Source organism: Pseudomonas sp. GOM7 (genome assembly GCF_026723825.1).
Classification (GTDB): Bacteria; Pseudomonadota; Gammaproteobacteria; order Pseudomonadales; family Pseudomonadaceae; genus Aquipseudomonas.
Genome location: NZ_CP113519.1, coordinates 3,096,919 through 3,110,441, shown reverse-complemented (window position 1 = coordinate 3,110,441; position 13,523 = coordinate 3,096,919). Strand labels below are relative to the sequence as shown.

General features: G+C 61.1%; 10 protein-coding genes. 7 read left to right on the top strand and 3 right to left on the bottom strand.

Annotation, left to right across the window (positions count from 1 at the left end; all coding sequences use genetic code 11):
• Nucleotides 1-62: 62 nt before the first annotated feature.
• Nucleotides 63-368 (bottom strand): hypothetical protein, encoded by a 306-nt coding sequence (locus OU800_RS13640; protein WP_268184450.1) that lies wholly within the window; start codon nucleotides 366-368, stop codon nucleotides 63-65.
• Between OU800_RS13640 and OU800_RS13635 the strand changes: the two genes are divergently transcribed.
• The 7 genes from OU800_RS13635 to OU800_RS13605 all read left to right on the top strand — a co-directional run bounded on the left by OU800_RS13635 (nucleotide 285) and on the right by OU800_RS13605 (nucleotide 10,901).
• Nucleotides 285-2,867 (top strand): LuxR C-terminal-related transcriptional regulator, encoded by a 2,583-nt coding sequence (locus OU800_RS13635; protein ID WP_268184325.1) that lies wholly within the window; start codon nucleotides 285-287, stop codon nucleotides 2,865-2,867. The genes OU800_RS13640 and OU800_RS13635 overlap by 84 nt on opposite strands.
• Nucleotides 2,864-5,587, top strand: coding sequence for a LuxR C-terminal-related transcriptional regulator (locus OU800_RS13630; RefSeq protein ID WP_268177823.1), 2,724 nt, complete (start codon nucleotides 2,864-2,866; stop codon nucleotides 5,585-5,587). Before OU800_RS13635 ends, OU800_RS13630 begins: the two co-directional genes overlap by 4 nt.
• A 238-nt stretch (nucleotides 5,588-5,825) precedes the next feature.
• On the top strand, nucleotides 5,826-6,248 hold the full coding sequence (locus OU800_RS13625; RefSeq protein WP_268177822.1) for a DUF6160 family protein: 423 nt from the start codon (nucleotides 5,826-5,828) through the stop codon (nucleotides 6,246-6,248).
• A gap of 84 nt (nucleotides 6,249-6,332) precedes the next feature.
• Complete coding sequence (locus OU800_RS13620) at nucleotides 6,333-7,091, top strand: C39 family peptidase (protein ID WP_268177821.1); 759 nt, start codon at nucleotides 6,333-6,335, stop codon at nucleotides 7,089-7,091.
• A 38-nt stretch (nucleotides 7,092-7,129) separates the two neighbouring features.
• Complete coding sequence (locus OU800_RS13615; protein WP_268177820.1) at nucleotides 7,130-8,140, top strand: transporter; 1,011 nt, start codon at nucleotides 7,130-7,132, stop codon at nucleotides 8,138-8,140.
• Between the two features lie 18 nt (nucleotides 8,141-8,158).
• Nucleotides 8,159-9,748, top strand: coding sequence for an outer membrane protein transport protein (locus OU800_RS13610; protein WP_268177819.1), 1,590 nt, complete (start codon nucleotides 8,159-8,161; stop codon nucleotides 9,746-9,748).
• Between the two features lie 4 nt (nucleotides 9,749-9,752).
• Complete coding sequence (locus OU800_RS13605) at nucleotides 9,753-10,901, top strand: MalM family protein (RefSeq protein ID WP_268177818.1); 1,149 nt, start codon at nucleotides 9,753-9,755, stop codon at nucleotides 10,899-10,901.
• Nucleotides 10,902-10,999: 98 nt separating this feature from the next.
• Here the strand turns inward: OU800_RS13605 and OU800_RS13600 are convergent, their stop codons facing one another.
• Nucleotides 11,000-11,989 (bottom strand): alpha-L-glutamate ligase-like protein, encoded by a 990-nt coding sequence (locus OU800_RS13600; protein ID WP_268177817.1) that lies wholly within the window; start codon nucleotides 11,987-11,989, stop codon nucleotides 11,000-11,002.
• Nucleotides 11,990-11,993: 4 nt separating this feature from the next.
• Nucleotides 11,994-13,520: an osmotic stress tolerance membrane protein RloB gene (gene rloB, locus OU800_RS13595; RefSeq protein ID WP_268177816.1), complete on the bottom strand. Its 1,527-nt coding sequence runs from the start codon at nucleotides 13,518-13,520 to the stop codon at nucleotides 11,994-11,996.
• Nucleotides 13,521-13,523: the final 3 nt, after the last annotated feature.

The following is a 13,523-nucleotide window of genomic DNA, read 5'->3' as shown; positions in this document are numbered from 1 at the left end:
ATGAGGCGAAGCGGCGATTGTAATGTGCCGACAACATTCATCCTAGAGCGTCTGCCAGCAGTTTACTTGAGCGCTGATGGCTGTTTAGTATGAGGTCGCGACGCGCTGATTTTTTGCTCCAGAATAACAACGACGAAGGGGTTCAGGCTATGGATGAAGTACAGGATCCAGCCACTGGAGGCCTGCTGCGCTCGAAACTTTCGCCGCCCCAGGCAGCTACTGGTTTCTATATGGCACGACCACGGGTCGATGCAGCCCTTGCGGCCAATCCCCATGTCCGCCTGGTGTTGTTTTGTGCCCCTGCCGGCTTTGGTAAGACCACTGCGCTGGTTGACTTTGCCGCTCGCCGCCAGGAGCAGGGTGTGCAAGTGGTATGGCTGTCGCTGGGTTGCGATGACGATGATCCGTCGCGTTTCCTCCAGCAATTGATCGATGCCCTCGGTCAGGCCGTACCAGGCTTGGGCCAGGATGCACTCGGCTATCTGTGCAACCCCATGGGCGTGCCGGTGGCAGCGGCCATGGAGCTTTTGCTGAGCGACCTGGCGCGGGTGCAGACCCCCATGCTGCTGGTGCTTGATGACCTGCATCTGATTCAGGACACCGACCTGCTGGCAGCCCTCAACCGCATGGTCAAACTGGCGCCTGCCAGTTTCATGCTCGCTGCCGGCAGTCGTTCGTTACCGGCGCTCAATCTGGCGACACTGCGTGCCAAGGGGCTATTGCTCGAACTGGGAGCCGACGAACTGCGTCTGAGCCCCGAAGAGATGAGCCAGTATCTCGAGCATGCCGGCGTGCACCTGGACTGCGCTGCGCTCAAGTCGCTCTACGCGCATACCGAAGGCTGGATGATCGGCGTGCATCTGGCCAGCCTATGGCTGCGTAACCAGCCACAACCCGTGGCGTCCTTGCTCGAGCTGGGCAGCAATCAGCATGCCGTAGGTGACTACCTGCTGCATACGGTGTTCGAGCAATTGCCGGCAGAGCGTCAGGAACAGCTCCTGGCGCTGGGTGTGGCACGGCAGCTAAGCGGCGATCTGGCCAATACCCTGACGGGACGTCAGGATGGCCAGCAACTGCTGGAGGAGCTGGAGGCGATGCAGCTCTTCCTGCTGCCGCTCGATCGTGAGCGGCAGTGGTATCGCTTCCATAACCTGTTCGCCGAGTTCCTGCGCGCTCGTCTACGCGAACGAGATCCCGAGCGTTTTCGCCAGCTACACTTCAATGCCAGCCTATGGTTCACCAACCATCACATGCAGAATCTGGCCATCGAGCATGCCAGCCTGGCGGAAGACCCGGAAATGCTCGCCGCCTTGCTCGACGGCTGCGGCCTGGAACTGATTAACCGGGGGCAGCTCGGCCTGCTCTACAGGTGGCGTAAGCAGGTGCCTGACGAGGTGGCGAGCCGCTTTCCGGTGCTGGTACTGGCCGATGTCTGGACGCGTGCCACTGACCTGAGTCTGGGCGAAGCCTACCGTCTGCTCGACGAATTGCTCGAGCGCTGGGGGGCGACGCGTGACAGCGGGCCATTGAGCGAGCGCTTGCTGGCCACCCTGGCGATCAAGGCGGTGATCGCCCTGCAGAAGGATGATCTGGACACCTGCGTGCTTCTTGCGCGACGTATCGAGGCACAACTGGGGCAACACACGGCCTTTCTCGAGGTGGCCATTCTCATCGTCGGCGCCCTGGCGCTGGTAATGCTGGGCCAGACCGAACCGGCAAGACGTCTGTTGGCCTTGGCGCAACAGCGCAATCATTTCCTCGAAGGTCACTATCTCGACATGCAACTGACCAATGTCGAGGTGCTGCTGTGCATGGAGCAGGGTGGCCTGAAACAGGCGCAATTGCTCTTCCAGCAGTTGCGTGAGCGTTTCACCGGCTGGTTCGACCAACGCTCGCGGGCGTTGGTGCTGCCGACCATCACCGAGTCCTTGATCGATTACCGACAGGGGCGTTTCGACGGACTGCAGGAGCGCCTGCGCTGGGCGCTCGCCACCATCGACGTGATCAACCCCATCGATCTCTATGCCCAGGCCATGCTCTGCCTGGCCCGGGTGCAGCGCATGCAGGGGGGGAGCAAGGAGGCCAGCGCCACCCTGGTGTTGATGCAGAACCTGGCGGCCCGTAATCAGTCCTGGCGTTTTTACGTGCAGGCGGTAGGCGAAGAGATTGCGTTGATCCTGCAGGAACCCCAGGTAGATCGCTGCAAACGCGCTGAGCAACGGCTCAAGAGCGTGGACTGGAACAAGCTGGCCGAGCCCTATCAGTCGCGTGCCCTCAACCCTGTGCTGTGGGTGCTGGGGCTGACGCGCATCCGTCTGCAGCAGGCCCGCGGCCATTACAGTGAGGCCCTGCACGAGCTGGCGCAACTGCGTACCCAGTTGCAAGATGGCTTGCATGATCTGCAGCGCATGCGCCTGGATCTGTTGGCTGCGCTGAGTTACCAGCGCCTGGGGTATCAGGAGCGGGCCCAGAGCCTGCTGGTGCAATGCTTGATCTGCGCCGAGCGCGAAGGGGCGCGCAGCGTGTTCATCGAGGAGGGCGAGGCTATTCGTCAGTTACTGCAGCAATTGGAAGCAGCCGAGCGCCAACCGGCCCTGCAAGGCTTTCTGCGCAGTCTTCTGGGCATCTGGCCTGGGCGCGAGGCGCAACAGGCCATGGACATGCTGGAGGAGGGGCTGACCGAGCGTGAGCGGGAGGTGGTCTGCCTGGCAGCCAAGGGCTTGTCCAATGACGAAATCGGCCAGCAACTGGCGCTGGCGCTCGGTACCGTCAAATGGCACCTGCACAACATCTATGAAAAGCTCAAGGTGCGTAACCGTACCCAAGCCATCCGTCGCGCCCGTGAACTGAGCCTACTCGAACCATGACCGAACAACTTTCATCGAGCCTGCAAACCTTCGCCCTGTTGCGAACCAAGCTGCACCCTCCGCACGCCGAAGGGGCTCCACTGCTCGAGCGTGAGGCGTTGCTCGAGCGCCTGATGGCCGCGCGTAATCAGCGTCTGCTGGTGCTCAGTGCCCCGGCCGGTTTTGGCAAGAGCACCGTGTTGAGCCAGTTTCGCCAGCGCTTACAGGCCGAACGGGCGCATGTTTCCTGGCTCTCGTGCGATGAGGTGGACAGTGAGCCGCCGCGTTTGCTGCAGTACCTGATCGCTTCCATCGAAGCCGTCTGCCCGAATGTCGGCAACAGTGCATCACGCCTGCTGCAAGGCGACCTGAACTGGAACCTGCTGGCCGTGCTCGATGCCTTTGCCGAAGATCTCAAGGCCATCGACCATGACCTCTACGTGATGCTCGATGACTTCCACCGGCTGCGTTATCCCGCTTTGGCGGAACGGGCGCGATATCTGCTCGAGCGCCTGCCCGAGCATGTGCACATAGTGGTCAGTACCCGCTACCAGCCTGGCTTTCTCGACGGCAAACCCATGCTCGAGAGCGGCACCTTCTGGCTGCTGGCCGATGATCTGCGCTTGAATCGCACGGAGACAGCCGCCTATTTTCGCGAGGTCAAGCGACTGGAGCTTGGCGAAGAGGAGCTGGATCAGTTACATGATCGCACCGAGGGCTGGATCACTGCATTGCACCTGGCGGCGCTGGCTTTGCCCCGGCAACTTGATCGCAGTGCTTTCCTCGCCGGCCTGTCCGGTGCCGAGCGGGATATTGCCGACTACTTGGCCGAAGACGTGGTGGCCAGACTGCCGGAAGGCCTGCAGTTGTTTCTCGACCAGACCTCCATGCTCGATGAGTTCAACGCCGAGCTGTGCAATGCCCTGACCGGCCGTCAGGATGGCGAGGAAATGCTGCAGCGTCTGCAGAGCGAGCAGTTGTTCGTCATTCCGCTGGACGAGCAGGGCGAGTGGTTCCGCTACCATCACTTGTTCAGCGATTTTCTCCAGGGGCGCCTGGTCAAGCGGGGCGACCCGGCGCATCTGCTGCACGCAGCGGCACGCTGGTGCGAAAGCCACGACCTGGCCGACAAATCCATCAAGTATGCCTTGCGCGCGCGCGATTACGCATTTGCCGCCGAGCTGCTGGAGCGCCAGGGCGCGAAACTGATCGCCAGCAACCGGGTGTACGGCATCCTCGCCATTCTCAAGGACATTCCACCGCTGGTGATCAGCGAGCAGCCGGTGTTCCAGATCTTCTATGCCTGGCAGTTGGCTTTCGAGCAGAAATTCGCCGAATCCGAGGCCCTGATCGAGGAGGTCAGCGTGCGCCTGACCCAGGGCCGTGGCCAGGGCATGCACTTCGGCCTGCTCGAACTGCTCGCCGCTGCCCAGGTGCTCAAGGCGCTGGTGCTGCTCTATCAGGACAAGCTTGAGGCTTGCCTCAAGGTCGCTGGTCACTGGCTGGCGCTGGTTCCGCAGAATCAGCCGGTCTTTCGTGCCAGCCTGGCGTGCGTGCAGGCGGCGGCACTTGCCTTGCTGGGCGAGTTCGGCGAGGCGGCCAAGGCCATCGCCGTGGTGCGTGACAACCTGCGCCAGTGTGAAAGCGAATATCTGCACGTGATGTCCAGCCTGATCGAGGCGCTGATCTGCAAGGAGCATGGCGAGCTCGAGCGCGGATGTGCCCTGGCCGAACGTGCCAGAGCACGGGTCGATCAGGTGTTCGGGCGCCGCAGCCGGGTCGGTGGGCCGCTCGCACTGGCTTATGCCGACCTGCTGTACGAGCAGGATCGGCATGCCGCCATCCTCGCCGAACTGCCCCTGGCCACGACCTGGCGCGATGTGGCGACGCCGGTCGAGCTGATCAGCCGTGGTCAGTTGGTGATGGCTCGGGCGCGTTTCTTTGCAGGGGAGCCCGAGCAGGGCCTGGCGCAACTCGATGAATGGCTCGGTGGCTTGCAGGGAATCGGTTACGAGCGGGTGTTTGCCATCGTCATGGGCTGCAAGGTGCAGTTTCTGCTGTGGTTGCGGCGACCTAACGAGGCGCAACGCATTCTATTGCAGATGGAGCGGCATATCGCGCCCTTGCCCATCGAGCGTTATGGCGATGCGCATACCGCCTGGGCGTTGGCCGAAGCCCGCCTGGCCCTGTTCGAGCGGCGTGTGGAAAAGGCCCTGGTGAGCCTGGAGAACTGTCTTGCCAAGCAGGATGCCGACCATCAGCGTGATCGGCGCTTGCGTCTGGCGCTGTTACTTTCTGTTGCGTACTGGCGAAAAGGTAACAGCGACAAGGCTTTCGAGCTGTTCGGCAACACTCTGGAAGAAGCCTGGCAGTGCGGTTACCGTCGCTTGTTCCAGGACGAAGCCCTGTGGCTGCTGCCCCTGTGGGACGCCTGGAGCGAGGCGCTACCCAAACGTGCCGCCGCCTGGCCGCAGGTGCCTGAACTGATGCGTGAGCAATGTCGCCGCCTGGCTGTAGATCCTCATGATTTCGAGGAAAATCAAGATATTAGCCCGCGCGAACGAGAGATCCTGCGGCTCGTGGCGGCTGGATTGTCGAATCGTGATATCGCCCAGGCCGTGCACCTGTCGGAAGCCACCATCAAGTGGCACCTGCACAATCTGTTCGCCAAGCTCGGGGTGCGCAGCCGAACCCAGGCCGTACTCAAGGGCAAAAGTCTGGGGTTGCTCAGTGAGGCCTGAGTTCTGTAAGGCGCGCGGCAAAGCCTTCGCGCCATTCGTTGGATGGGCTGGCAGGGCGCCGGCAGATTAGTAGCTTGTAGCCATCGCGAAGCGCAATGTGCTTCGAGAGTCCAAGCCTGGCACACCTAGGGAAGTCGTGGCAGGTCTGGAGACCGGCATCTGCCGGTCAGGCTGCTCGTGACAGGACGTCACCGGCAGAGCCCGGGGAACCCCCATTTGAACTGTGGAGATAACAACAATGATGACCCTGAAGAAAATCGCTCTTGCCGTTGCCGTCGTGGCGCTCCCCTTCGCCGCTCATGCTGACCTGAAAGCGCTGGATGATTCTGCCCTGGCAGACGTCACCGGTCAGGCAGGCATCAGCATCTCCGGTAACTTCAATGCCACCATCGGCTCCGTCGTCTACACCGACACCGCAGACAACGTGACCGACGGCAGCAACACCCTGAGCCTGAATACCGTCACCCTGTCGGGCTTCAACATCGACGACAACGCGCCGTTGACCATCGACGTGGCTGACAACAAGCTGCAGATCGGCCTGCCGACCATCAATGGTCAGGTCAGCGTTGGTGCTGTGAAGGTGGGCGATAGCACCATCGGTGGCCTCGCCATCAACAACCTCAACATGGCTGGTTCTACCGTCAAGGTCTGGGGTCATTGATCTCTGCTTGAATGGTATGCGGCGACCTGAGTGCAAGGTGTGGCTCGGGTCGCCACTTCTGTTTGCTAGTCGTCGGATAGCAAGATGATCGAAATCCTCGTGGGCAGCCTGATCGGCCTGTTCGGTTTTACCGAGGCTGTCGACACCAAGCCGCCACCCGCCGGCACCGTCAATATCGGCCAGGCCGCCCTGAATCCCGTGCAGCGTGAATCGGTGGTACTGGAACCGATGAGCCAGCTGCAGTTTCGTAACGTTACCCGCCAAGCCTACGACTATAGCTGTGGTTCCGCTGCCTTGACCACGCTGCTCGACTACTTCCTGGGGCGCAACCTGCAGGAACGCCAGGTGATGGAAGGTTTGCTGCGTTTCGGCGAAGCGGAAAAGATCGTCGAACGCCGCGGCTTTTCCTTGCTCGACATGAAGCGTTTCGTGACGGCGCTGGGTTACAAGAGCGGTGGCTTTCGTGCTTCCTTCAGTGATCTGGAATCCTTGGAAAATCCGGCCATCGTGCCGATCCATTATGCGGGCTTCAAGCATTTCGTCGTGGTGCGTGACGTCTATAACGATCATGTTTTCGTGGCCGACCCGGCTTTGGGCAACATCAGTTTCACCCGGGTGCGCTTCGAGGAAATCTGGGATCAGAACGTCTTGTTCGTGATCTTTCCCAGCGGTAACGAGCCGCCCAATGCACTGGCTCTGAGTGAGCGCGATCTACGTATCATCGATGATCGCACCATCAGCCTGCTGGCCTTTCGCGAGTTTCCACAAATGGCCAAGTTCTCCACCAACCAAGCCGACCAGTTGGGCTCGGGAGGGGATATTCAGTACATCCGCCGCAAGTGATTTACCCGGCATAACAATAACGATCTGGGAGCAGCGTCATGGGATTTTCGGTATATGCGCGGCTGGCATTCGTGCTACTGCTCGCTGCACAGACGCAGCAGGTGTTTGCGGAGCAGGCTACGGTCGACGACGCGCGTGAGGCGCTGACCAAGAAAGAGGATGACGCCGACAGCGCCAAGGCGCTGGAGCAAGTATTCCAGGCGGCGGAAAAGAGCTACACCCTGCTCAAGAAGGGTGAGCGCACCCTGACCTACGGTTTCGATTATTCGTTGCTGCGCGACACGCAGATCCAGACGGTGCGTACTGGTAACAACGTGTTCAGTGTCGTCGGCCAGAGCGAAGCGCAGCACACCTTCACCAACTCCTTCACCTTCGACTATGGCGTCTGGGACAATCTGACGTTCAGCATGCGCGTGCCCTTCGTCGCCAAATATGACACCGAGCGCGACATCGATACCCACAGCCTGGGTGACCTGTCGCTCAGTCTGCGTTGGCAGCCCTGGTCGTCGGAGCGGGGCAAGCCGGTCACCACCCTGTTCGCCACGCTCGGCCTGCCCACTGGGGACAGCCCTTACGACGTGAAGACGGATAGCGGCCTGTCTACCGGAAACGGCTATTACAACCTGGGGTTTGGCGCCAACCTGTCCTACGTGGTTGATCCGGTGGTGCTGTTCGGCTCGCTCGGCTACACCTACAACATGCCGGTGCGCAACGTCGATCAGGTGCGCGGTGGGCGTCTGTTGCGTTCGGTAGATCCGGGGGCGAGCCTGGCGCTCAGCATGGGCTTCGCCTATGCCTTGTCCTACGATGTGTCCCTGGCCACCTCGTTCCAGATGTCGCACAACCTGGCACCGACTTTCACCTTCGCCGACGCCAAGTTCGAGGGCACCGAGCAGACCAGCGCGGTGATGAACTTCTCTCTTGGCCTGCGTACCTCGCCGGATCGTATCGTCAACATCAACGCCGGCTTCGGTATGACTGAAGATTCCCCCGATGTCCTGCTGGGGTTCTCCCTGCCTCTGGACATCAAGGGCCTGAAGCCACAATAAGCAGCGAGTACGACTCTCATGACTTCTCGTGCAATGCTGCAGCCCCTGCTGTTGGCGGGTCTGACGCTTGGCTGGTGGTTGCCGGCGCAGGCGCAACTGGCCAATAACCTCACCATCGGCAACCCCAAAGCCATGGCCATGGGCAACGCCGTAACGGCCGACTCGACTGGCATCGACGCAGTGCATTACAACCCGGCTGCCTTGAGCAAACTCAAGGGGCGGATGACCACGCTGAAGATGATCAGCGGCGTCATGGACATCCGCGCCAAGTTCGATCCGCGTGAAGGCTATAATTTCCTTGGTTACGACGACGATCCATACAAGAACTCCAGCACCCGCACCACGACGCCGGCCATGTATCTGCCAGGCCTCGGGGGGATGACCGAGATGCCGCTGCTGGCGGCGCCGCTGGCAGGGCTTTCGATCAACCCACCGGGTTCCAAGTTCACTTTCGCCACCAACGTCTATGCTCCCATGGCGTTGGGTTATTCGCGAGACTCCGACAGCGATCCGGGGCGCTTCCAGGGCCGTCAGGTATCCTTGCAGCGCATTACCTACTTCTCGCCATCGCTGGCCTATCAGGTCAACGACGAGCTGTCGCTGGGGCTATCGATTGGCTTCTCGCACCAGGCCATGGCACTCAATCAGGATTTCCGCAACCCTGGCCTGCTCACTGGCCTGACCCGCATGCTCAAGGAGACGCTGTGCCTGCCTGGTCTGGGCGAACTGGTGGGGCCGATCATCAACGTCTGTGGTGGTAAGGTCGGTCCATTCGACTCCCTGGCCAATCTCCAGCTCGACCTGCAGCAGAGCCTGTCACCCACCTACAATCTGGGCATTCTCTGGGAGCCCACCGACTGGTTCGCTTGGGGCGCGACCTACCAGAGTGAAGCGCGGATGCATCTGCAGGGCAAGTATCGCATCGAGTACTCTCAGGACTGGGCAGGCTTCTGGAGCGGTTTGCAAGGTTCATTGTTCGGAGCCATCTTCAGCCCTCTGTTTCCCTATGGTGCCAATGAGGAGAGCGGTAACGCTTCGTTGAAGCTGACCTATCCGGATTCCTTCAGCACCGGCATCAAGGTGCGGCCCTTCGACAAGTGGCAGTTCAACTTCGACCTGCGCTGGGTCGGTTACAGCGACTGGAACAATTTTGAAATCGAGTTCGATCGTGAGCTGGATATCCTGCGCATCGCCAAGACCTTCAGCAGTGAATACGCTACCGACCGCACCATCATTCTCGACCGAGGTTATCGTGACACTTGGAGCTGGGGCGTCGGCGTGCAGTACGAGGTCAACGACCGTCTGGCTTTGCGCGCTGGTTACGAGTACCGCCCCTCGGCGATTCCCAAGAACAAGGCCGACGTGCTGGCCCCTGTGGGCGACGCCGATCTCTATGGGCTCGGTTTCGCTTATCGCTGGGACAAGGACACCACCATCGAGGCGGGTTTCAACTACTTCGTCTCCAAGCAGAGCATCCCGGCGGGCAGTAGCTGCAACGCCAACTGCGAAGGTCTGGACAATCTCGTCTATAACCCTTATGCGGGGCTCAACATCGAGACGACGGTGAAGGCCTATATCTTCTCCCTCAGTTACACCACGAGGTTCTGACATCATGCGCCTGCTGCTGTTGGCCTGGCTGTTGCTGGCCTGCCTGCCGTCATTGGCAGCCAGCCGTTACCTGACCTGGGTGGATGACCACGGTCGGGTGCACAACACCTTCGTCGACGAACGCTTCGCCGAGCAGCAGCGCAGCGCGCAGCGTCGTGCCGAACTCAGCGATCAGGCGCGGCTGGGGGAGAGTGGCAAGTGGCCTGGCAGTGCACCGGACACGGGCGAGAGCAAGCGGCGCTACTACACCTGGGTCGACAGCGGTGGCCAGTTGCACAACAGCTTCTATCTGGGCGAGCGCAACCGCGAAGGCGGGGAGCGTGACCAGTTGTTGGGTACGGGAGAGCGAGTCGGCGACTACATCGACGCCGATGAGCTGGAGGGGCGTGGTTTCGCCCGCAGCCAGTCCGACAGCCGTTACTACACCTGGGTCGATGAGAAGGGGCAGATGCACAACTCGCCGGTGTTGGCACCTGGTCGGCAGAATAAGCCGAGCGGGGCGCAGGCGGTGCATTACAGCGAAGGACGGCAGGTTAAGTTCGAGCCTGTGGCGAGCAAACTGCCGACGCTCGATGGCCAGCCTAGTGCGGCGATGCAGGCGCTGTTGGAGGGCAGCGAGACCCGCGGTGAAGGCCTGTATGCCGAGTTGCTGCAGCGTTGCTGTGGGCAGATGCGCGAGAGTGATTTCACTCCCTTGTCTGTCGAGGAACCGCGTTACGAAGAGTTGAGCCGCTATTCGCCGAGCTTCGACTTTCCCATGGGGCGCAGTTATTACGCGGCCTTGAGTCTACCGGCGTCGCGCCAGACCTACGGTCTGCGCGTACGCAGTTTCGCCAATCGCCAGGTGGTGTATCCCTCACTGTTGTTTCTCGATGAGGCCAAGCGACCGACGCGCCTGGTCAGTGATGCGGTGTACCAGCTCCATCCGGAAACCTGGTACCGCTATGCTTTCATCGAGGGCACGGTCAAGGTGCGCGCCGAGCAGGGCGAGCGCTACGTGTTGCTGCTCACCACGGACGAGGATCGCAGTCTGCAGACCCTCGACAACAAGCCGTTCAAACGGCCTCTGCAGGCGCTGGCCGTGGACGAGGCGGGCATGCAGCGACATGCCCATGGCGACGAAGGTGAATTCGAGCTGGCGATCGTGCGTTAGGGGCTGAGCCTAAGGGGAGGGGCGCTTGCAGGTCCCGGATTGCATCCGGGCTACGGCGGGTTGCAGGCTCTGGCGAGGGGCAACCCGCTCCACAGGGGTCAATCGTCCTGCTTGAGCACGATGTTGCCGAACAGCTCCTGGGAGAAGCGTACACGCTCCTCGGCGTTCTCTTGAATGCCCTTGGCTTTCAGTTCTTCCAGGCGCGCTTCGACGGCATGAGTCCGCTTGGTGAGGCCGCAGTCGTTGGCGATCTGGATGTTCAGGCCAGGGCGGGCGTTGAGCTCGAGAATCAGCGGGCCCTTGTCCTGATCCAGCACCATGTCCACGCCAATGTAGCCCAGACCACACAGCTCGTAGCAGCCAGCGGCGAGCTTCATGAAACCGTCCCAGTTAGGCAGTTGCACGCCATCCACCGCATTGGTGGTGTCCGGGTGCTTGCTGATCTTGTTGTTCAGCCAGGTGCCGCGCAGAGTGACGCCGGTGGCCAGATCCACGCCGACACCGATGGCGCCCTGGTGCAGGTTGGCCTTGCCGTTGGACTGCCGGGTAGGCAGACGCAGCATGGCCATCACCGGGTAGCCCATCAGCACGATGATGCGGATGTCCGGCACACCTTCGTAGCTGATGCTCTTGAAGATGGTATCTGGGGTCACGCGGTACTCGATCAGCGCGCGGTCGCGGTGCCCGCCAAGGGAGTACAGGCCGGACAGGATGCTGGAAATCTGCTGTTCCAGCTCCTCGTGGCTGACGATCTTGCCGGATACCGTCTTGAAGCGATCCTCGAAACGATCGGCGATCACCATGATGCCGTCACCGCCGGCACCCTGCGCCGGCTTGATGACGAAGTCGTTGCGCCCGGCGATGATCTCGTCGAGCTTGTCGATGCCTTTCTCGGTTTCAATGATGCCGTACAGCTCCGGTACGTCGATGCCGGCCTCGATGGCCCGCTCCTTGGTGATGATCTTGTCGTCGACGATGGGGTACAGGTGCCGTTTGTTGTACTTCAGCACGTAGTCCGCATTGCGTCGGTTGATGCCCATGATGCCCTTGGCTTCAAGGGCCTTCCACGTCTTGATCAGGCCGAACATGGTCTTAGTCCTTGAGGAAGGCTTTGAAGCGGAACAGTTCGGTCAGGCGGTAGCCGCGGTAGCGTCCCATCGCCAGCATGAAGCCCACCAGGATCAGCAGGATGGCCGGGAAGGTGAACACGAAGTAGACCAGTTCCGGCACGGTCATCAGCAGGTGCGCGATGGTGGCGGCGAACAGGGTGCCGATGGCGACCTTGAAGGCATGGCTACCACCGCGCTCTTCCCAGGTGATCGACAGGCGCTCGATGGTCATGGTCAGAATCACCATCGGGAACAGGGCCACCGACAGGCCGCGTTCCAGACCCAGCTTGTGGCTTAACAGGCTGATGGTGGCGATCAACACCACAACGAAGGTCAGCACCACCGACAGGCGCGGCAGCATCTGCAGCTTGAGGTGCTCCAGATAGGAGCGTAGCGACAGGCCTAGCGCGGTGATCACGGTGAATAGGAAGATACCGAAGCCTAGCTGGGTTTCACGGAAGGCGAGGGCGATCAGCACCGGGGTGAAGGTGCCGAGGGTCTGCAGGCCGCCGAGGTTACGCAAGATGAGGATGACCAGCACGCCAATGGGGATCATCACCATGATCATAAAGGTCTGCTGGGTCTGCAGCGGCAGGCCGTAGAGCGAGTATTCGAGGAAGCTCGCGTCGGTGTTCTCGTCGGTCAGCTTGGCCAGGCGGATGGCGTTCATCTCGCTGTTGTTCAGGCTGAAGCTGACTTGCACCTGCTTGCCGCCCTCGAGGTTGATCAGATCGTCGTCGCCGATCCACCACACCAGTCGGTCTGCCGGCAGGCCCTGCTCGCCAGTTTCCGGGTTGAAGTATAGCCATTTCTGGCCGTTGAAGCTGCGCAGCCACAGTTCCGGCGACTGCGCCACCTCGGCCTGCAGGCGGATGGTGTGCACGCGCTCCATAGGTACGTGGGCGATGGACAGCAGCAGGTCGACCACCTTGGCCTTGTTGGCGGTGGAGGCGTCGCCGCCGAGTAGCAGCTTGACGTTGTCGTCATTGCTATTGTTGACGCGCTTGATGGTCTCGCTGATGAAGGTTTCGACATCCGCCGAGTGCTGGCGGATCGGCGCCAGCAGGGCTTCGGCGGCGATCTTCTCGGGGCCTTCGACCACCATGCTGTCACGGAAGATAGGGCCTTTGACCTGAGTCTGTTCGCCGCTGTAGCGCTTGGTCAGCACCAGACGGTAGTAAAGAGTCTGCTTGCCGCTGGCACGTCGGGCCGACCAGGTCACGCGGCGGTTGCCGTCGACACGGTTGACGCTGACCCCGTAATTGTTGGAGATGAAGCTCTCGTTGAGGCTGACGTAATCCTGGCTCAGCGGCGGCACGAACATCTGCAACTTCACCGGCTCGCGCGGGTTGGCCTGGAATTCGACCTTGGCGTCGATGTTCCACAGGTCATCGGTTTCATCCTCGGTGACCGGGATGCCGAGAATGAAGATTTGATATGCCGTAATCAGAACGCCCAGGGTCACCAACAGGGTGATCAGGACTTTCAGATGCAGGTTCAGAGAGCGCATGGG